This is a genomic window from Anaerocolumna jejuensis DSM 15929, from assembly GCF_900142215.1.
GTDB classification, from domain to species: domain Bacteria; phylum Bacillota; class Clostridia; order Lachnospirales; family Lachnospiraceae; genus Anaerocolumna; species Anaerocolumna jejuensis.
Genome location: NZ_FRAC01000030.1, coordinates 52207 through 72661, shown reverse-complemented (window position 1 = coordinate 72661; position 20455 = coordinate 52207). Strand labels below are relative to the sequence as shown.

At 42.0% G+C, this 20455-nt stretch carries 18 protein-coding genes; 17 read left to right on the top strand and 1 reads right to left on the bottom strand.

The annotated features are described in order from the left end of the window. Entirely contained in the window at positions 1–861 is an 861-nt protein-coding gene (locus tag BUB77_RS23650; protein ID WP_073279512.1) for an AraC family transcriptional regulator, read from the bottom strand. 235 nt (positions 862–1096) lie between these two features. Here BUB77_RS23650 and kduI point away from each other — a divergent pair, with 235 nt between their 5' ends. From kduI to BUB77_RS23565, 17 genes are all read left to right on the top strand, one after another. After that, entirely contained in the window at positions 1097–1924 is an 828-nt protein-coding gene (gene kduI / locus BUB77_RS23645) for a 5-dehydro-4-deoxy-D-glucuronate isomerase (protein ID WP_073279510.1), read from the top strand. A 31-nt stretch (positions 1925–1955) separates the two neighbouring features. Beyond that, positions 1956–2744 (top strand): gluconate 5-dehydrogenase, encoded by a 789-nt coding sequence (locus BUB77_RS23640; protein WP_073279508.1) that lies wholly within the window; start codon positions 1956–1958, stop codon positions 2742–2744. 342 nt (positions 2745–3086) lie between these two features. Then, on the top strand, positions 3087–3872 hold the full coding sequence (locus BUB77_RS23635) for a DUF7402 domain-containing protein (RefSeq protein ID WP_073279506.1): 786 nt from the start codon (positions 3087–3089) through the stop codon (positions 3870–3872). 321 nt (positions 3873–4193) lie between these two features. Continuing rightward, positions 4194–5063 carry a glucose-1-phosphate thymidylyltransferase RfbA gene (gene rfbA / locus BUB77_RS23630; RefSeq protein WP_073279504.1) on the top strand — a complete coding sequence of 290 codons (870 nt, stop codon included), beginning with the start codon at positions 4194–4196 and terminating at the stop codon, positions 5061–5063. 18 nt (positions 5064–5081) lie between these two features. Beyond that, complete coding sequence (gene rfbC / locus BUB77_RS23625; protein WP_073279502.1) at positions 5082–5630, top strand: dTDP-4-dehydrorhamnose 3,5-epimerase; 549 nt, start codon at positions 5082–5084, stop codon at positions 5628–5630. Positions 5631–5653: 23 nt separating this feature from the next. Then, positions 5654–6535: a dTDP-4-dehydrorhamnose reductase gene (gene rfbD, locus BUB77_RS23620; RefSeq protein WP_073279500.1), complete on the top strand. Its 882-nt coding sequence runs from the start codon at positions 5654–5656 to the stop codon at positions 6533–6535. 73 nt (positions 6536–6608) lie between these two features. Continuing rightward, positions 6609–7682 (top strand): dTDP-glucose 4,6-dehydratase, encoded by a 1074-nt coding sequence (gene rfbB / locus BUB77_RS23615; protein WP_073279498.1) that lies wholly within the window; start codon positions 6609–6611, stop codon positions 7680–7682. Between the two features lie 203 nt (positions 7683–7885). Beyond that, positions 7886–8686: a cell wall hydrolase gene (locus BUB77_RS23610; RefSeq protein ID WP_139241300.1), complete on the top strand. Its 801-nt coding sequence runs from the start codon at positions 7886–7888 to the stop codon at positions 8684–8686. A gap of 163 nt (positions 8687–8849) precedes the next feature. Next, the gene (locus BUB77_RS23605; protein WP_073279494.1) at positions 8850–9761 is read left to right on the top strand and encodes a LacI family DNA-binding transcriptional regulator; all 912 of its coding nucleotides are present in this window, start codon (positions 8850–8852) and stop codon (positions 9759–9761) included. A gap of 500 nt (positions 9762–10261) precedes the next feature. Continuing rightward, a complete protein-coding gene (locus tag BUB77_RS23600) occupies positions 10262–11599 on the top strand; it encodes a carbohydrate ABC transporter permease (protein WP_073279492.1) in 1338 nt (445 codons plus the stop codon). Positions 11600–11610: 11 nt separating this feature from the next. Beyond that, positions 11611–12432, top strand: coding sequence for a sugar ABC transporter permease (locus BUB77_RS23595; protein ID WP_073279489.1), 822 nt, complete (start codon positions 11611–11613; stop codon positions 12430–12432). A gap of 100 nt (positions 12433–12532) precedes the next feature. After that, the gene (locus tag BUB77_RS23590; protein WP_073279487.1) at positions 12533–13864 is read left to right on the top strand and encodes a sugar ABC transporter substrate-binding protein; all 1332 of its coding nucleotides are present in this window, start codon (positions 12533–12535) and stop codon (positions 13862–13864) included. A gap of 42 nt (positions 13865–13906) precedes the next feature. Then, entirely contained in the window at positions 13907–15763 is a 1857-nt protein-coding gene (locus tag BUB77_RS23585) for a glycoside hydrolase family 13 protein (RefSeq protein ID WP_073279485.1), read from the top strand. 521 nt (positions 15764–16284) lie between these two features. Continuing rightward, positions 16285–17811 carry an ATP-binding cassette domain-containing protein gene (locus BUB77_RS23580; RefSeq protein ID WP_073279483.1) on the top strand — a complete coding sequence of 509 codons (1527 nt, stop codon included), beginning with the start codon at positions 16285–16287 and terminating at the stop codon, positions 17809–17811. Positions 17812–17956: 145 nt separating this feature from the next. Beyond that, positions 17957–18562 carry an HAD family hydrolase gene (locus tag BUB77_RS23575; protein WP_073279481.1) on the top strand — a complete coding sequence of 202 codons (606 nt, stop codon included), beginning with the start codon at positions 17957–17959 and terminating at the stop codon, positions 18560–18562. Positions 18563–18566: 4 nt separating this feature from the next. After that, on the top strand, positions 18567–19577 hold the full coding sequence (locus BUB77_RS23570) for a nucleoid-associated protein (protein WP_073279479.1): 1011 nt from the start codon (positions 18567–18569) through the stop codon (positions 19575–19577). 22 nt (positions 19578–19599) lie between these two features. After that, positions 19600–20415 (top strand): hypothetical protein, encoded by an 816-nt coding sequence (locus BUB77_RS23565; RefSeq protein WP_073279477.1) that lies wholly within the window; start codon positions 19600–19602, stop codon positions 20413–20415. The last annotated feature ends 40 nt before the right edge of the window (positions 20416–20455 follow it).

The window sequence follows — 20455 nt, the reverse complement described above, 5'->3', positions numbered from 1 at the left end:
TTATTTGATACTGTACTGGGAATATTTCTTCGGAGATATTCCCACTGCTTTTGTAAAGGATTTTAAGAAGTTGCTGTAATCGTGAAAACCACTGTCCTCACAGACTTCATTTACAGTCCTTCCCTGGGCTAGAAGTGCCTTTGCAATGGTAATCCGCCTTGCGGTTATAAATTTATTAATGGTAGTTCCCGTTGCGGCCTTGAAAATGCGGCAGATATAGGACTCACTTAAGAAAAATTGCTTTGAAAGGTGCTCTATGGTAATGGAATCACTGATATTCTGGTTGATGTATTCCAGAATCTGGTCCACCTGTCTGTTATACTTAAAATCCTCCTCCCCAGCCTCCAGACGGCAATGGGCATAGAAGGCTTTATTTAAGAATAGGAGAAGCTCCGTAAAGGCACTGCGCTCTAAAACATCCGTGCCGAAGCCTGTGGGGCTTGTTATTTTATAGATGTAATAAAGAAATCGCTGCTGTTGTTCCTTATCCAGGGAAATACGGTGGGAGAAGCCCGCTTCCCGGTAGGAAAAGCAATGGTTTAAATCCGTTGAAGGGGTGGATAAGGATTTTATCAAATCAGGATGTATGGATAAGACAATCCGCTCATGTATGGTACTGTCAATTTGGGACAGGTAATGACTTTCATAGTTGTTTATAAGGAATACATCACCGGGCTGGATGGTGTAAAAACGATTGTCAATCAGGAACTGCCGGCCGCCTGAAATGGAGTAATAGACCTCGTAGCAGTCATGAATATGCATATTCATGGGCTTTTCCTCTTGATAAAGATGCGCCACGGCAAAATATTTCTGGCTAATGCAGGCTTCTACTGCTTCCTTGCAGGAGGTATATTCTTTCATGAGAGATCCTTCCTTTCTTCTAAGTGCTATGAGAACAAAATTCTTTAAATTCTACTATCCCTGACCTACTAAAACTAAATATAATTATAGCAGCGCTGTTCATAATAAGCAAGTTTTAGAGTAATAAATGACAGGAATAAGTAAAAATAGTATGATATACTGCTTATAACAGATAAAAATAATAACAAATTTCATAGTGAAAATCAAACGACAGGCATAAAGGGAGGATAAAACCATGGAGCTCAGAACAGCAGCATCACCCAAGGATGTAAAATATTATACAACAGAGAGGCTAAGAGAAGAATTCTTTGTAGATAATCTTTTTAAACCAGGAGAAATAACAAGTGTTTACAGCCATATTGACAGGATCATACTGGGGGCTGCGGTACCGTTAAAACCCATAATGCTTACACCCGGAGAAGAAATCCGGGCGGAATACTTCCTGCAGCGCAGGGAGATGGGCATTATCAATGTAGGCGGAAACGGGAAAATTAAAGTAGATGGTACCGAATATGCTCTTAAGGGCAGGGACGGAATGTACATCGGCATGGGGGCAAGAGAGGTTATCTTTAGCAGTGAAGATGAAAATAATCCTGCGAAGTTCTATTATAACAGCGCACCTGCCCATAAAGCATATCCAACCGTATATATTAAGCCGGAGGATTGCGTACGTGTGGAGCTTGGTTCCCTGGAACAGTCAAATCACAGAACCATTACGAAATATATACTTCCCGGACAGGTGGAAAGCTGTCAGCTGGTAATGGGACTTACCAGTTTAAAGCCCGGCAGTGTATGGAATACCATGCCATGCCATACCCACGACAGAAGAATGGAAGCCTACCTCTATCTTGATCTTCCGGAGGAGGCCCTGGTCTTTCATTATATGGGAGAACCCAGCGAAACAAGGCATATTGTAGTCCGGAATGAACAGGTTGTGATTTCGCCAAGCTGGTCCATTCATTCCGGCTGCGGTACCCAGGCCTACTCCTTTATCTGGGGAATGCTGGGCGAAAACCAGGATTTTGACGATATGGACGGCGTGTCTATGAGTACTTTACAGTAAAAGTGAATATTTGCGGAGAAGGAGGATTTCTATGAATATTTTGGATACATTTTCTTTAAAGGGAAAGATAGCACTGATTACGGGGGCTTCCTACGGTATCGGCTTTGCTATTGCCAAGAGCTATGCGGAGGCAGGAGCCATCATTTGTTTTAATGATATAAAGCAGGAGCTTGTGGATAAGGGAATTGCAGCTTACAGGGAAGAGGGCATTAAAGCCTACGGCTATGTCTGTGATGTTACCAAAGAAGAAGACGTAAAGAAAATGACAGCCCAGATTGAAACCGAAGTTGGTGTAATTGATATTCTGGTTAACAATGCCGGAATTATTAAGAGAACTCCTATGCTGGAAATGTCCCCCGAGGATTTCAGGGCGGTAATCGATGTGGACCTGAATGCTCCCTTTATTGTCTCCAAGGCAGTTATACCAGGGATGATTAAGAAAGGCCATGGGAAAATCATCAACATCTGCTCCATGATGAGCGAGCTGGGAAGAGAAACAGTTTCCGCCTATGCGGCTGCCAAAGGCGGACTTAAGATGCTGACAAAGAATATTGCGTCAGAATACGGAGAATTTAACATTCAGTGCAATGGCATCGGACCGGGTTACATTGAAACTCCCCAGACAGCACCCTTAAGGGTAAAAGGAAATCCCTTTAATGATTTTATTATTTCCAAAACACCTGCTGCAAGATGGGGCAGGACAGAGGATTTAATGGGGCCTGCCGTATTTCTGGCTTCAGAGGCTTCTGACTTTGTAAACGGACATATCCTGTACGTAGATGGCGGTATACTTGCTTACATCGGCAAGCAGCCTGGCTGAGAAGCAAAGCAGAGTAACCCAGCTGATAGCAGGCAGCCCAGCTAAGAGGTAAACAGACACGGCTAAGAAGCAAGTGAGCCTGGTTGAGAAACAAACAGCCCAGCTGAGAGGCAAGTAAGCCTGGCTGAGACGCAAGCAGCCCAGCTGAGAAGCATGGTAGCCCGGCTGAAAAGCAAGAGCCTAGCTGAGAGGTAAGTAACCCAGCTGATAGCAGGCAGCCCAGCTTAGAGGTAAACAGACTTTCGGTACATTATTAAGTGAATAAATTGTCTAATCATATATTAACAAAATAACAATTATAAAGTTGATATCCAAGATTGAGGAGAAGATGGAGGCAGGTATATGTTAGAGCTTAAGGTAGTTGATAAGAATGGGAATTTGCTTGCCCTTAATAAGGGAGAAGGGGAAGTGAGCCTGGTATATAAGGAAGAATACAAGGAGGGGGATAAGCTTCTGATTACCTCTTCAAAGAAGGACTGCTTCCTTTATATCCAGGTTGATGATGCCCTTGGAACTGCCCTTGTTTATATAACAAAGAATGAGATAACCTATCAGATACCCTTTGAAGAAGCAAGGTTCTCCCTCTCTCCGAAAGCTTTTTCCGGTAATATTCATCTTCTTTCCGTGAGGGAAGTGATGGAAGAGGAGAAGGAAAATTACCGTAATCTTGCACAGAATGTAATGGACCAGCCTGAAGTTGACGGATGCTATCCCCATGCATCGGCTAACGCAGAGACCAGAGGGGAATCGGTTTTTGCGGCAAAGAATGCCATTGACGGTGTGATCGAGAACCATTCCCATGGAAATTGGCCCTATGCTTCCTGGGGCATCAACAGGCGGGAAGATGCGGAATTTAAACTGGAGTTCGGAAGAAGTGTCATTATAGATAAGATAAATCTTTATACCAGAGCGGATTTTCCTCATGACAACTGGTGGGAAAAGGTTACCCTCGCCTTCTCTGACGGAAGCATTTCTGAATTGGAATTGGAGAAGAGCGATAAGGCCCATGTCCTGAAGTTAAATGGGAAAAAAGCAGAATGGCTCCTGCTGCATAAACTGGTAAAGTCAAAGGACCCCTCACCTTTTCCGGCACTTACACAGATAGAAGTATACGGAAGAGAAGCATAAGACAAAAAATTACATAAATGGGAATATATACAAACGACCTGCTGCAGAATTAGCTTATTGTTAGCTTTTTTGCAGCAGGTTTGTCAGTTTAAAGAGAAAAAGAAAGTATGAATCTTTCAGGAGAACTAAAAAAAGGGTACAAAAATAGAGGGAAGTATATTATAATACAATAGAGATAAGCATATGGAAAATTATTACAAAATCCTGACTGCTGTATTACAGTGGATGCTTATTGGTGATGCAGAAGAATGAACAGAAAGAAAGGAAAGCCATTATTTTGCCCCCTGGAAAGGAAGCAAATTTTTGGCAGGGCAGCGCGGGATGAAAGGAATAATATTAGCAGGAGGATCCGGAACCAGGCTGTATCCGGTAACAAAGGCAGTATCAAAACAGATACTTCCCATCTATGACAAACCGATGATATACTATCCACTGTCTGTGTTGATGTTAGCCGGCATAAAAGAGGTGCTTATTATATCAACACCAAGAGACCTTCCGGTATTTGAAGAATTACTGGGGGACGGGACGGAGCTGGGAATGTCCTTTTCTTATGCCGTACAGGAGGAACCCAGAGGCCTGGCGGAAGCTTTTATCATCGGAGAAGAATTTATAGGGAAGGATAATGTCGCTCTTATATTAGGAGACAATATCTTTTACGGCAGGAGCTTTTCCGGGACCCTTGACAAGGCAGCTTCCAGAAAAGAAGGTGCGACCATATTCGGATATTATGTAAGGGACCCCAAGGCATATGGAGTAGTGGAATTTAATGAAAGGGGACAGGCTGTGTCCATTGAGGAGAAGCCGGAGCATCCGAAATCCAACTATGCCGTTCCGGGATTGTATTTCTACGATAATGAGGTAATTGAAATAGCAAAGTCCATTAAGCCTTCCGCCAGAGGAGAGCTAGAGATAACTGCTGTTAACAATGTCTACCTGGAAATGGGAAAATTAAATGTCGAGACCATGGGCAGAGGAATGGCCTGGCTTGACACAGGAGGGCATGATTCCCTTTTGGAAGCCTCCAATTTTGTTGCCTCCATCCAAAAAAGGCAGGGACTGTACATATCCTGTATTGAAGAAATAGCCTACAAGCAGGGATTTATCGATAAAGCCCAGTTGATTAAGCTGGCGCAGCCTTTACTAAAGACAGAGTATGGGAAATATCTGCTTGACATAGCAAATGGATTATAGGAGGGAAAATAGTAAAAAATGGGACAGTTTCAATTTACACCTTTAAATATGGAAGGTTTATTTCTGATAGAGTCAAAGGTCTTTGGAGATAACAGGGGTTATTTCATGGAAACCTATAATTATGAAGACTTTAAAAAAGCAGGAATATCCGATGTTTTTGTGCAGGACAACCAGTCCGCCTCCTGTAAGGGAGTATTAAGAGGGCTTCATTACCAGAAGAATTACCCCCAGGGAAAGCTTGTAAGGGTAATAAAAGGTGAGGTATTTGATGTTGCCGTTGATATCAGAAAAGGTTCGGATACCTTTGGCAAATGGCATGGAGAAATCTTAAGCGCGGAAAATAAGAAACAGCTTTATATTCCCAGGGGCTTTGCTCATGGCTTCCTGGTATTGTCCGAGGATGCTGAATTTGTATATAAATGTACGGATTTCTACCATCCGGAGGATCAGGAAGGGATTTCTTACAACGATCCGGCTATTCACATAGACTGGCCCATAAAAGTAGGCATGGAGATAATCCTGTCAGAGAAGGATAAGGTAAACGTTGGGTTGGAAAGTATTATATAAAGTATGGAAGAAAGGTTAAATATATGGAACGCAGAATACTAATAACTGGTGCTAACGGACAGCTGGGACTTGCTATCAATCAACTTTTAAGTGAGAGAGAAGATATCACGTTAATTAATACCTGTTTGTCGGAATCATCGGCCTATTGCCCTATTAAGCTGGACATAACCAATCCCATGGGAGTTATGAATCTGGTCCAGGAACTTAGCCCGCAGATAATTATTAACTGTGCAGCCCATACCCAGGTAGACCTGTGCGAGAGTGACCAGGAGAAAGCCTATACCATTAACGCCTTGGGGCCGAAGTATTTAGCAGAGGCAGCAAAGGCAGTGGAAGCAAGGCTTATACATATTTCCACGGACTATGTCTTTAGTGGAGAGAAGACAGAACCCTATACAGAGGAAGATGACACAGAGCCCCAAAGCGTATATGGAAGTACAAAGCTGGCCGGTGAAGAATTTATAAAGAGCATCTGTGATAATTACCAGATTGTAAGAACTGCCTGGCTGTATGGCGAGGGCAAGAATTTTGTAAGGACCATGCTGCGCCTGGCGGAAGAAAAGAAGGATATCAAGGTGGTATCCGACCAGTACGGCTGCCCGACCAGTGCGCTGGAACTGGCAAGAGTCCTGGTATTTCTTATTGATAAAGAGGAAAGCGGTATTTTCCACGCAGTATGTGAGGGAGTTACTACCTGGTATGAGTTCGCAAAGGAAATCTTCCGGCTGGCGGAAAAAGAAGTGAATCTTTCTCCGATTCCAACAGAAGAGTACAGGGTGGCTGCTAAAAGACCTGCCTACTCCGTTCTGGATACCGGAAAATTAAATGCAATGGGCTGCCATTTGAAACACTGGAAGGATGCCTTAAAGGAGTATATGGACGGTCTGGCAGCAAGTGAACTTTAGCTATGGGCAAAAATGAAGAAAGGAAGCCACATAAGAAGCTGTACAGCTTTATTTGTGGCAGCGTGGCAAAAAAATGAGGACATACCTTGTTACAGGAGGAGCAGGCTTTATAGGCTCCAATTATATTCATTATATGTTTGAGACCTATGGACAGGATATACATATTATCAATGTGGATGCCTTAACTTACGCAGGCAACCCTGAGAATCTGAAAGCGGTAGAGAACTATCCCAATTACACCTTTATTAAAGAAGATATCAGAAACAAGGAAGCGGTACTTGAAATATTTAAGAAGTATGACATTGACAGGGTGGTGCATTTTGCTGCGGAAAGCCATGTGGACAGAAGTATCCTTAATCCCGAAGTCTTTGTCAGTACCAATGTACTTGGTACTTTGAATCTGTTAACGGCTGCAAAGACTGCCTGGGAAACGGAGGGGGGATATAAGGAAGGAAAAAGATACCTTCAGGTTTCCACCGATGAGGTATATGGGTCCCTGGAGGATGGGGATACCTATTTTTATGAGACAACGCCCCTGGATCCCCACAGCCCCTATTCTGCCAGTAAGGCTTCAGCGGATATGCTGGTAAAAGCCTATATGGATACCTTTCAATTCCCGGCTAACATTACAAGGTGCAGTAATAATTACGGTCCCTTCCAGTTCCCGGAAAAACTTATACCTCTTATGATAAATAACTGCTTAAAGGGTGAAAAGCTGCCGGTATACGGAGACGGAAAGAATGTCAGGGACTGGCTTTATGTAAAGGACCATGCCAAGGCCATTGACCTGGTAATGGAAAAAGGAAGGCTCTTTGAAGTTTATAATGTAGGCGGTCATAATGAAAAGCAGAATCTTGAGATTATTTCCTTAATGATAGAGACCTTGCAGGAGCTGCTGCCGGAAGAAGACAGCAGGAGAGCACATATTAACGAAGGACTTATTAAATTTGTGGCAGACAGAAAGGGCCATGACAGGCGTTATGCCATAGCGCCGGATAAGATCCGGGATGAAATCGGCTGGGAGCCGGAGACCTCCTTTAAGGACGGAATACGTCTTACAATAAAGTGGTATCTTGAAAATAATGGGTGGATGGAGCGTATTACAAGCGGCGAATATCAAAATTATTACAAGGAAATGTACCGCTAGTCCCACTGAAAATGTCAACTTTACGTCAAAATAATTACAGATTTATTACAAAATGTTATATAAAGGCTTGCAATCCTAAAATTGGTATGCTATAATTATTACATAATTATTAATTGAATATTACCGGTCATTAATAGTTGTATCATTCCTGTAATATTTGCAGGGAAAATTAAGTGGCATATGCCAATAACAAGGAGCCTATTATGAAATTCAGAAAGTTACTATTGTGTATGTTAGCAGGAATATTTTTAGCAGGCTTTGCTAATATATACACATATGCAGCAGAAGAAGATCAAAATGTTACAGTTAATACAGATACCACTGATAAAACAGCTGACACACAGAATGATGCGGCTAATACAAATATAGTAACTGTTCCGGACAGCACGACCGAGGATTTACAGAAACCGGCTGATGCAGCAGGAACTGCCAATGCTGATACAGCAAAAGAAGAAACAGCAGCGGCAGACAACACTACGGTGAAAGAGCAGGAAACAAAAACTGCCGATACTACGAAAAAAGCACCTGTAAAGACCAAAGCTAAGAAAGCGAAAGCTGCAAAAACAGCAAAAGCAAAGGTAACAAAGAAAGCAACCGTAAAAGCAGCTGCCAAATACAGCAAAGCTGACTTAAGACTGCTTTCTGCATTGATATATTGCGAAGCCGGCGGAGAGGCTTATAACGGAAAGCTTGCAGTTGGTATCGTAGTTATGAACCGTGTTAGAGTATCCGCATTTCCGGACAGTGTAAAGTCGGTTATCTATCAGAGATATCAGTTTGGACCGGCAACCAATGGTTCCTTAAACAGAGCACTTGCAGAATATGATAACGGTAAATTCAATTCCCAGAATGAAAAAGCATGTGTCAGAGCAGCCAAAGAGGCTTTAAGCGGCGCAAGAAATATAACGATAGGCGGAAAGACCAAGAAGTTTGGCAGCTATTTATATTTCAGCGGCAGATTAAGAGGTTATACCTATAGACTGGGACATCATCAGTTCAAATAATACGAAATCAGGATAAAGCTGTTATGATTGCCTTTTACAGGCGGTTGTAGCAGTTTTTTATTGTCTGCGTGCCCAGTTTTGCAAGGGCAATACTTGATTAATTGACAGGCCGGCGGCCAAATGATATACTTAAGCGCATAAGCAAGATGTCGGGAGGCTATATATGTCTGATAAGCGAATTACCATGAAGGATATAGCAATAGAAGCAGGTGTTTCCACTGCCACAGTTTCCTATGTGCTGAATTATTCAGAAAAGGAAAGAATAAGCCATGAAACAAGAATGCGTATTTTTGAAGCTGCCAATAAGTTAAAATATGTGCCGAATATGACAGCCAAATCCCTGGCGAGCCAGAGAAGCTACCTGGTAGGAATCATCCTCAACATGGGTGGAAAGGATAAAAAGAGTAAAGTATATCAGTACTATGATCTGGCCAGAGAAATACAAAGGTGCCTGTACCCAAAAGGATATGATGTGGTGTTATTATCCACGAAAGAAATGGAAAAAGACTACAGCATAGGCCAGAAGCGCTCTCTGGATGCGGTATTTGTTATGGATATGGACGAGGAAAGCATCAAAGCAATTGCCTCACAATATTATGTCCCGGCTATATTTATTGAAGGTTATATAGCGGATCCGATTTTCTGCAAGATACTGACCAGCTATGAAAGTGTACTAAAACAGGCAGAGGAACAGTTAGGAAGTAATTACTATGTTATTATGGAAGACCATGCCAATAAAAATGTCTTACAGACGATAGCAAAAAAGGTACCGGAAAAAAATATTTTTATAAACCGTTATGATGCAAGCCTGATACAATTCCTCCAGGAACACTATAATCAAAAGGGGCTTGTAATAGGTGAAATACTTGGCATGCAAGTGGAAAACTATGTGGATAACCGGAATATTTCGGTGGTAGTCAACTCGGAAAGAGACATTATGCTACTGCCGGATACGAAAACCATCGTAATCAGTAATAAAAAGAAAGCCGAAAAAGCAGTAGAAATCATGGACAGGCTCCTGCGCCTGGATAATCCCAATGAGGTAGAACGGGTGACCTATATACATCCGATATAAAGCTTCTTAAGGCATAGACGTAGCTGATCTGATGTTGTTGATGTATCATTGTGAAACGATGGATGAGCAAGGCAAAACAACCAAAGCAACCAAAGCAAAATAAAACCAGGTATCTCAGAACTGAGCAAATTTGGTTATGCTAAGTAAAACATAAATGAAGTTGAAAAAGAGGGAATCGTGATTTTAAACAAAACATGATTACTTCTTTTTTTTATTACTTTAGCTTTTAAGTACTTAACAAAACAAAAAAGGATGGAAGGTTCAAGAAAAGAGTAAGGTTGCAGGAAGAGGCATCTGCTTAACAAAATGCTATTAAGTTTATTAAGTTAAAAACAAACAAAAATATCTTTGTTTAAATTGATGAAAATATAAAAAATGCACAATTTGAATTGACTCAATAACAAATAAAAGCTATAATTGCAGGTAGTTAAGCGCATAAGTAAAACGTTATGAATGCGAATACTCAATCGTATGAATAATGTAGGAAGCAGGTATGAGAAATGAGAAAGCATAAGGCATTATGGCTGTCTGTCTTTCTATGGGGAAGCGGACAGTTTATAATATGCAGACAAAAAATGAAGGGCTTGTTCTTTTTTATGATGCAATTGGTGTTCATAGGAATTGAGCTGTTCAGCGGTTACTGGATTCAATATGCCAGTGGATTGATCCCGGATTTTTCTATCAGACTTCACGGAGGTTTCTTCACCAAAGGAATCTGGGGGCTAATAACTTTAGGTGAGAAAACCGGAGGAAAATATGGAGATCATTCGGCCATGCTGTTGATCCGGGGAGTTATAGCTCTGTTTGTTATCATACTGTTTGCACTGATATACCTATGGAATTTAAAGGATGCTTATTATTCAGGCCTGATGATTGACAAAAATGGTACCTGCATAAATACAAAAGAGGCCTTTAAGAGGTTTTACAGCAGGAATTTTCCTTATTTTATTTTAATCCCGATTGGAATACTCTTCTTATTTATTGTGGTCATGCCAATTGTATTTTCCGTGCTGACAGCTTTTATAAATTATAACAGGGATCATCTGCCGCCAGGAAAATTATTAAGCTGGGTAGGGATTTCCAACTTCAGGAAACTGTTTACGGTACCTATCTGGTCCCATACATTCTTAAAAGTAATAATCTGGACAATTCTCTGGACGCTCATAGGGACCTTTAGTACATATTTTTTTGGTATGCTCCAGGCGTTAATACTGAATCATAAGGCGGTGCGCTGCAAGAATATATTCCGTACCATACTGATACTTCCCTGGGCAATACCCCAGATGGTATCACTGCTGGTTTTTCGAAATCTGTTGAATGGTCAGTTTGGACCGGTAAACCAAGCCTTGCTGAAGCTGGGTGTGATTTCTGAGAATATCCCCTTTTTATCGGACCCCTTAATAGCAAAGATATCCATAATAGTAGTAAATCTATGGCTGGGATTTCCTGTTTTTATGGTTATGATGCTGGGGGTATTGGCAAATCTTGACCAGAGCCTTTTTGAAGCTGCTGCCATTGATGGGGCTGGCAAATATCAAAGCTTCTTAAAAATTACCCTGCCGCTTGTCTTTCAGGCAACAGCCGCCAATCTGATTATGAGCATGGCAGGGAATTTCAATGCCTTTGGCGCGATTTATTTCCTGACCCAGGGCGGTCCTAACAATCCGGATATGCAGTTTGCGGGAAGCACGGATATCCTGATATCCTGGATTTATAAGCTGACTCTGAATCAGCAGATGTATGATATTGCTGCCGTTATGAGTGTATTGCTGTTTGCCGTAATCGGTGCGGTTTCCTTCTGGAATTTCAGAAGGACCGTATCCTTTAAAGAACTATAGGAGGGCTGGAGATGAAGAAAAAGATAACAGTATTCTTACTGCATGCTGAACTTATATTGATATCACTGGTGGTGCTGATACCGGTTATATGGATTGTGTTGTCCTCCTTTCAGAAGGGCAGCGGCCCGCCCGCAGCCATTAACTTAAAAGAGCTTACCCTGGCCAATTACAGCCGCCTGTTTTCAGAGACCAGTTATGATCTATGGTTTTTTAATACCTTAAAGATTGCTCTGGCAAATATGGTCCTGTCGGTGCTGCTGATTATGATTACAGCCTGGATTATGTCAAGATTCCTGTTTTGGGGAAGAAAGGCAGGGCTTATGGCAATTATGATATTATCCATGTTCCCTACCTTTTTATCCATGACAGCTATTTATACCCTGTTCCTTACCCTTGGGCTGGTGGGAAACTCCATCTCCCTTATCATTGTATATGCCGTTGGAGCGATACCCTATAATACCTGGCTGGTCAAAGGTTACCTGGACGGAATACCAAGAGCTATCGATGAAGCGGCCTATATGGATGGCTGTACCCGGTTACAGACCTTTCGGAAGATAATTCTTCCTATGTCAAAGCCCATTATTACATACTGTGCCGTATCCCAATTTATGCTGCCGTGGATGGATTATATCCTGCCCAATATTTTGTTATCAGGAGATAAGAGCAGGACTCTGGCAGTGGGGTTATTCGCTCTGATTAATGGCAAGGAGAGCATAAACTTTACGGTATTTGCCTCAGGGGCAGTATTGATTGCAGTACCTATAACGATTATATTTATAATCTTTCAGAAATATCTGGTACAAGGGATTTCGTCAGGAGCGGATAAAGGGTGACAATTTTATTAATTAAATTTTTATGTCTGGAGAAGAGCAATACTGTAATTCAACTTATATAGTATGAATTCAGCTTATATAATCAGAGGAGGAAAGAAAGATGAAATGTAGAAAAATTCTCAGTATTTTACTAATGGCTGCACTGGTTATCAGTATGCTTGGCGGCTGCAGCAGGAACATTCCCACAGAACAGCAAGGGGATAAACAGGGAGGTGACGGAGCAGCACCGACGGAAGCAGCAGGAGATGCAACAGGAGCGGAAGATAAGGAGGCTGCCGTTACACCGGAAGAGGGTGCCAGTCTTAGCTTCTGGACTCTGTCCGGCTACCTGGAATACGGAAAAGCAGTAGCGGAATTATTTGAAAAGAAATACGGCGTTAAAGTGGAAGTACAGGAAAACGGACTGGACTCCGTTAACAAAATGATGCTGGATGGCCCTTCCGGTAACGGAGCGGATATCTTTATGGCAGCTCACGATTCCTTTGGAACGGCTAAAGATGCCGGTATTATAGCTGAGCTAAGTGAAACGGCTTCCGGCACTGTTAAGGATAGGATTAATGAAACAGCGGTAAAAACAGTGACTTCGGAAGGTAAAATCTATGGTGTGCCTGTTTCCATAGAAACTTATGCTCTTCTGTATAATAAGAAACTGGTAACAGGTAAGCCTGCTTCCACCTTTGAGCAGATCAGGGATGAAGCCTTAGCATACAATAATGCCGGGGCAAATAAATTCTGGTACCTGACTGTACCCACGGACGGTTATCCCGCATATCCTTTCCTGAGCCTTTATGGCTTCCAGCTCTTTGGAGCAGATGGTACCGATGGTGATAATCCGGGGTTTGATTCTCCTGAATTTGAGAAAGGTCTGGAAGCAATCGCATCTTTGAAGAAAATTATTCCCATTAAAGCCGATGACTTAAAGATGGAGACTATGTCACTTTTAGAGCAGAATTTTAAAGACGGTAAAACTGCCTATTACCCCATTGGACCATGGCTGATAAAATCCCTGAAGGATGAGAATATTGACTTTGGTGTGACTGAACTGCCTACTTATGACGGCAAGACCATGAAGTCTTTCAGTGCAGTGCAAAACGCTTATGTATCCGCATATACCAAATATCCCAAAGCTTCGGAGCTCTTTGCAACCTTTCTGACCAGTGATGAGGCAGCGGCACTTCTATACAGCAAATGCTATAAGATAACGGCAAACAAAGATATCTCAAAGGTAGAAGGTTTAAAGGATGACGAACAGTTAAGAGTATACTGTGAAGAATTTACCAAATCTGTGCCCATGCCCAGTACAAAACGGATTTCCTATTATTGGACCATTGCCCAAAGCGTGTTAAGTGCTGTATTTGACGGTACCCTTACACCTCAGGAAGGAGCTAAAAAGGCACAGAAAGACTTTGACGCACTGGTAGCCAGTGAATAAAAGCAGTAAATACGAAGAAAAGAATAAAGAGAGGAAAGTGCTATGATATTTTCATCCATAATACATGAACCCAAAAGTGCACTGTCCTATGCCTATGATGAAAATACTTTGCATCTCAGGCTGAAAACAGCCAAAGGCGAAGTGAAGGAAGTAAAAGTACTGGCTGTTGATCCCTTTAATTGGATACCCAGGGGAGACGGGACACCAATATATGATTTTGACAAAAGCTCTGTCATACAGATTACCATGGAAAAGGAGCAGGTAACAGCGACCCATGACTGCTGGTTTGCGGAGATACCGGATATAAAGTGGAAAAGAACAAAATATTGCTTTATTGTTACCGGGGAAACGGAAACTTATATCATAGGAAGCCGGTACTGGATTCCCTATAAGGAAGCTGACAGCGTTTTGTATAACCTGGGAAACTATTATAATTACCCCTATATCAATGAAGAGGATCTATACAAGGCTCCGGACTGGGTAGCTGATACTGTTTGGTATCAGGTATTCCCGGAACGCTTCTGTAACGGGACGCCGGAGGACGGAAGGGATGTCCTGCCATGGGGAAGTGATGCCCAGGATGGCTATCATAAGAAATTCGGGGGAAATCTGGAAGGAATTATAGAAAAGCTTGATTACATCAAAGAATCCGGATTTAACGGAATATATCTGAACCCAATTTTTGAATCACCTAGTTCTCATAAATACGATACAACGGATTATTTTAAGATCGATCCGGAATTTGGTGACAATGACATATTTGGACGTCTGGTAGAAGAAGCCCATAAGCGTGGAATAAAGGTAATGCTGGATGCGGTATTTAACCATTGCGGATTTTATCATCCCTTTTGGCAGGATGTCCTCAAGAATGGCGTACATTCCAGGTACTTTGACTGTTTTTATATCCTGGACCCGGAAAAACCCTTATATAGCGGAGAACTGATTGACGGACTTCCGGCGGAGTGTCCCAAAGAATTGCTCAACTACCGGACCTTTGCCTATGCCCAGACCATGCCAAAGTGGAATACGGGAAATCCCATTGCCAGAGAGTATCTGCTTAAGGTAGCGGCTTACTGGATTGAGGAGTACCATATCGATGGCTGGAGGCTGGATGTGTCGAATGAAATATCGCATGATTTCTGGCGGGCATTCCGAAAGACTGTTAAGTCCATTGATCCCGAGGTCTATATTTTGGGTGAAAACTGGGATAATTCCTATCCCTGGCTGCAGGGGGACCAGTTTGACGGAGTAATGAACTATGAATTCAGCACACCTGTATGGAATTTTTTCGGAACAGATAAAGGGAATGAAATGAAAATCCATGGGGAGGAATTCAAAGCAGCGGTCAGCAGGCTGCTGGCAGACTATCCCAGGCATATTACAAAGAACCTGTTCAACCTGTTGGACAGCCATGATACGGAACGAATCCTCCAGGTAGTACAGGGCAATCAGGATATCGTAAAGCTTGCCTATGTATTTCTCCTGACCTTTCCCGGATCTCCCTGCATCTATTATGGCAGTGAGATTGGAATGGGCGGCGGTGAACACAGCAACAGGCAGTGTATGATCTGGGATGAGAGCAGGCAGAATAGGGACTTATATAATGTTATCCGAAAGCTTGTAGGTCTAAGAAAAGAAAAGGAGAGTTTCCGGACAGAGAACTTTCAATGGATAGATCTGAATACTTCCATGGATACCTTGCTGTATAAAAAAACAACTCCCGAAGAATCACTGTATGTCCTTCTGCACAACGAAGAAAGCCCGGGAGTACTGGATTTACCGGAAGACTTACAGGGAACTGCCGGCATAGACTTAATGACCGGGAACAGAATTCAACTTGAAAAAAGTATTGCGCTTACATCTTATGATTACAGACTGTTTTCCTTAGAAAATAAGTAAAGCCACGAATATCTGGAAACAGCACCTTTTTGACTTCATTGGTTTATACCAAACCTATTCAGAAAGGTGCTGCATTTTCCATATATCAAAATTTGCATTTCCATATACTATTTTCCATACAACTATAGCTATTTTCCATTTGACTAACAAAACGCAGTATGCTACAATAGCCTTGTTGTAAGCTTATGTAAACAATATCAGAAAGGATAAGAATATCTCCAGACAGGAGTATTCCGTGTGAATAAGAAATGAGCAGAACATTCAATTCTATACAATTGAATAACTATTTTTATACGGAATGTTTATTACTGCCTGATAATTTTGCAATGTGCATATAAGAGGCTTTATTACAGCCAGGCCGGAAGGGTGTGTCCCTTTTTAAGCAAGATTTATAATTGAATAAATTCAGCCGGTAAACATTTTCCACAAGGAAGGTGTTTTTTTATTGCCCCAAAACAGGAAGAAGCTTATTTTATTATTGGAGTGCACATTGGCAGCGGATAATTGAGAGGAGAATGTGTATGTTGGATATAAGAAATGTAACGATAACAAACAGAGAAGATAACAGATGTATTATTAAGGATTTTAATTTTACCCTGAACAGGGGACATAAAGCAGTAATAATAGGAGAAGAAGGCAACGGTAAAAGTACCCTGCTCAAATTTATCTATGACAGATCAATGATAGAGGATTATTGTGATTATAGCGGACAGGTAACAGCAGGTATCCGGTGCGGGTATCTAAAGCAGGAGGCAGATCCACAGTGGCTGAAAATGAGTCCTGCAGAATATCTGAAGGATAATGATATTTACAGCATAAGGGATGATAATATCTGGGCCCTTAATCCGGACCCCATGATTTTTACCTCTACGGACCCTATTCAGAACCTGTCGGGAGGAGAGCGGGTCAAGCTGCAGCTGTTAAAGCTGCTGTCAGAGGAACCGGAGGTGCTGCTTTTAGATGAGCCCACCAATGACCTGGATATTACTTCCCTGACCTGGCTGGAGGAGTTTCTTAACCGAACCGATAAGCCGGTTCTTTATGTATCCCATGATGAAACCTTGATAGAACGCACGGCAAATGTTATAATTCATTTGGAGCAATTAAAAAGAAAAACAGAACCTCACATTACGGTCAGCTACATGTCCTATGAGGAATATAAGGCAAAACGGCTGGCTTCCCTTGACAAGCAGGAAATGACGGCAAGGAAGCAAAGGGAGGAATACGAGGATAAGGTGGAACGGTTCCGCCAGATTTATGACAAGGTGGAATACCAGCAGGATACCATCTCCAGAGGAAATCCGGCCGGAGGAAGGCTCTTAAAGAAAAAGATGAAGAATCTAAAGTCCCAGGAGAAGAGGCTGGAGAAGGAAAGGGAAGAATTTCTTGAGATTCCTGATACGGAGGATGCAATCCTTTACGATTTTCCGGATACCATTAATATTCCCAGGGGCAAAAGAATACTGGAATTTTCCCTGGAGGAATTAAAGGTGGGAGTGAAGGGGGAAGAACGGATTCTTTCCCAAAATATATTTCTTCGGGTTATGGGACCGGAACACATTGCCATTATCGGTGATAACGGTACGGGAAAGACCACCTTGCTTCGAAAGATTGCAGAAGAGCTGCTTGCCAGAAGGGATATAAAGGCAGCCTATATGCCTCAGAATTATGAGGAGGTTTTGGACTTTAGCCAAAGGCCCATCGATTTCCTGAATACCAGCGGCAGCAAAGAGGATATCACCAAAGCCTTTACTTATATGGGAGGTATGAAATTCACCAGAGATGAGATGGAGCACACCATCGGGGATTTAAGCGGAGGCCAGAAGGCCAAGCTGATTCTTCTTAAGATGATATTAGATGGAGTGGAAGTATTGATACTGGATGAGCCTACAAGAAATCTGAGCCCTCTGTCAAACCCTGTTATACGCGGGGTGTTAACCTCCTATAAGGGGGCTATCATAAGTGTTACCCACGACAGAAAATATATGGATGAAGTAGCGGAAAAACTCTACCGTCTGACCGAAAACGGGCTTATTATAAGTGAATGAAATTCTTTACCTGTGTCAGGAGTAAAAATATCACTTCAGGTATTTTTACTCTTGACATAAAAAAAACAAAAGTATGGCCTATATTAAAAGAAACTTATGGAAATGGGAAAGCAGACATAACAATAGGCAGCGAGAGGAGAACAGAATGATCAGGACTATTATACTGGATATCGGACAGGTATTAGCAGCCTTTCGATGGGAGGACTATTTAAAGGAGTGCGGCTATGATGATGAAACAAGAGAAAAGGTAGGTAAGGCTACGGTGCTCTCCCAATATTGGGGCGAACATGACAGGGGAGTGCTTTCAGATGATGAGGTCATGAAGCTTTGCTGTCAGCTGGACCCTTCTGTAGAAACAGAAATCAGAAAGCTTTTTCAGGAGCTTACCCAAACCGTTGTGGAATATCCCTATTCCAGAAATTTCATCAGGAGCTTAAAGGAAAATGGCTATAAGGTCTATTTCCTGTCCAATTACGAAGGGGGAAGCTTTGCCTATGCCAGAGAGCATTTCACCTTTATCCCGGAAGCGGACGGGCAGGTAATATCCTATGAAGTAAAGCATATCAAGCCGGAGAAAGAAATTTATGAGGCCATCATTCAAAAATATGGCATAAATCCGGAGGAGTCCGTGTTCCTGGATGATTCTGCGGCAAATATCAAGGGTGCGGAAAGGTTTGGGTTCCATACAATTTTATTTACAGATTATGAGAAAGCTCTTGGAGAATTGAGAGAGCTGGGAGTGAGAATTTAATTTTATGGAACGTGATGATATCATTATACGTAATGCCATTGTACATATACTGGATTCTACCATAGGGATGCCGGTATTTTCCGATCAGCTTCTGGAGCTGGGACCGGACCTGAATGACTTCCTGCGGGGGCATATTTACAAGATAGCTGTCAGTGATGATAAGAAGCACTGCCGTTTTAATGACGAAGAGGGCTTTATGTACAAATGTATGAAAAGCTTTCGGGAGGAGGATATCATTCCTGCAAGTCAGGAGATGTCTGGCTTTCTATATACCATAATGAACCAGAATATCACCATTCCGCCTGGGGATTTCTTTATAGTTACCTATCAGACGGACAGTACCCCTTATCTTGCCCTTTTAAAGATGAATTATAAGGAAACATATATTCACTACGCCTATTCCCAGGAGGGAGTCAACTATAACGATATTATCAAGCAGAAGGTAACCTTGCCCTCGGAAGGTGCAAGACTTTCTGAAGCAGTACTGATAAATCTGCAGGATTTCACTCTTCAGCTGGTAGAGCGCAAATACGAAATAAACGGAGTGAAGGCCAATTATCTCTCTGCTATGTTTTTAGAGTGTGCTACGGAGCTGTCCCAAAAGAGCAAGCTGAATATTATAACAAAGGCCGTAGAGCAGGTGCAGGAGAAGTATTATGGAGATGATTTTGATAAGGCAATGGAAATAAAATCAGTTATCCATGAGGAATTTACCAACCAGGGAGCCATCAGCGTGGAAAATGTCAGTGAAAAGCTCTTTGGCGAACAGGCGGAAATGAAAGAGGAATTCAACGAAAAACTTAAAAAATACAATCTGGAAACAGAGGAAGTAAAGCCTGTCAACAAACAGACCACAAAAAAATTTGAAAAGCAGTATCTGACTACGGATACCGGGATTGAGATAAATATTCCAATGGAGCAGTATAATGATAAGAACAATGTTGAATTTATCAATAATCCTGACGGTTCCATATCCGTTTTGATTAAAAATATTAATTCTATTACAAGTAAGTAATAGACAAGCTGGAGGTAGCAGAATGAGACTCAGAAGAATTACGTTATTCCTTGGCATTGTAATGATGATAGCTGTTCTGGCAGCCTGCCATAAGAAGGAAAAAGATAAACCGGTAGAGGAAACAGTAACCACAAGCCCCACCATTACCGTAACTCCGGAGATAACAAAGGAAGTGACCCCCACGCCTACAGAGGCCCCTTCTCCATCCGTGACAAAAGAGGGCGGAAAAGAGCCGGAGTCTGAAGTTAAAGAGGATGAGAAGGAAGAGAATGAGGAAGGCAAAAAGGAGGAGCTGACAGAGGAAGAGGCTACTGACAGAATCAGGAAGGCACTGGTGGATGAGAGCTATTACTATGAGCTCCTGGATGACCATTTGAATGTCGATGACAGGATTTATTATATCTTTCAGGTCAGTGATGAAGGCAAGGTCATTTCACCGAATATTATTGTAGATAAAACCTCCGGTAAGGTAATGTGCTATGGCAGTGACGGGACCACCGCCTCCATTAAAAAGCATCCTCTGTATAAGAAATCCGGAAGCTCTCAGAATTCAAAAGTATCTAAGAATAAGAAAGAAATTACAAAAGAAGCTGCCCTTCAGAAGCTGGAAAAAATTTCCCATAAGACCTTGGGCTTATCAAAAGCTCTGACAGAATATACAATTATCTATGATGATTGGCTTTCCACTATTAAAGGCAAAGAATGCTATGGAATCAGTGCTTATGAAAAAGGAGACTTAAAGGATACCGCTGCAGGCTTTTATTATGTGGCAACGGATGGCAACAGGATTTATCTTTATGATGTCATTAAGGATAAGACAACCGATATTACACCATGACGTCCATTAAAAAAGAAGCTTCCTGTTTTTCCTGAGAGAA

Bases quoted from the DNA above. Each gene is read 5' to 3' on its own strand.
- BUB77_RS23580 (WP_073279483.1), top strand. From the start codon at position 16,285: ATGTTGGATATAAGAAATGTAACGATAACAAACAGAGAAGATAACAGA.
- BUB77_RS23570 (WP_073279479.1), top strand. From the start codon at position 18,567: ATGGAACGTGATGATATCATTATACGTAATGCCATTGTACATATACTG.
- rfbC (WP_073279502.1), top strand. From the start codon at position 5,082: ATGGGACAGTTTCAATTTACACCTTTAAATATGGAAGGTTTATTTCTG.
- BUB77_RS23595 (WP_073279489.1), top strand. From the start codon at position 11,611: ATGAAGAAAAAGATAACAGTATTCTTACTGCATGCTGAACTTATATTG.
- BUB77_RS23605 (WP_073279494.1), top strand. From the start codon at position 8,850: ATGTCTGATAAGCGAATTACCATGAAGGATATAGCAATAGAAGCAGGT.
- BUB77_RS23590 (WP_073279487.1), top strand. From the start codon at position 12,533: ATGAAATGTAGAAAAATTCTCAGTATTTTACTAATGGCTGCACTGGTT.
- rfbB (WP_073279498.1), top strand. From the start codon at position 6,609: ATGAGGACATACCTTGTTACAGGAGGAGCAGGCTTTATAGGCTCCAAT.
- BUB77_RS23565 (WP_073279477.1), top strand. From the start codon at position 19,600: ATGAGACTCAGAAGAATTACGTTATTCCTTGGCATTGTAATGATGATA.
- BUB77_RS23585 (WP_073279485.1), top strand. From the start codon at position 13,907: ATGATATTTTCATCCATAATACATGAACCCAAAAGTGCACTGTCCTAT.
- BUB77_RS23640 (WP_073279508.1), top strand. From the start codon at position 1,956: ATGAATATTTTGGATACATTTTCTTTAAAGGGAAAGATAGCACTGATT.
- rfbD (WP_073279500.1), top strand. From the start codon at position 5,654: ATGGAACGCAGAATACTAATAACTGGTGCTAACGGACAGCTGGGACTT.
- BUB77_RS23650 (WP_073279512.1), bottom strand. From the start codon at position 861: ATGAAAGAATATACCTCCTGCAAGGAAGCAGTAGAAGCCTGCATTAGC.
- BUB77_RS23610 (WP_139241300.1), top strand. From the start codon at position 7,886: ATGAAATTCAGAAAGTTACTATTGTGTATGTTAGCAGGAATATTTTTA.
- BUB77_RS23575 (WP_073279481.1), top strand. From the start codon at position 17,957: ATGATCAGGACTATTATACTGGATATCGGACAGGTATTAGCAGCCTTT.
- rfbA (WP_073279504.1), top strand. From the start codon at position 4,194: ATGAAAGGAATAATATTAGCAGGAGGATCCGGAACCAGGCTGTATCCG.
- kduI (WP_073279510.1), top strand. From the start codon at position 1,097: ATGGAGCTCAGAACAGCAGCATCACCCAAGGATGTAAAATATTATACA.
- BUB77_RS23635 (WP_073279506.1), top strand. From the start codon at position 3,087: ATGTTAGAGCTTAAGGTAGTTGATAAGAATGGGAATTTGCTTGCCCTT.
- BUB77_RS23600 (WP_073279492.1), top strand. From the start codon at position 10,262: ATGAGAAAGCATAAGGCATTATGGCTGTCTGTCTTTCTATGGGGAAGC.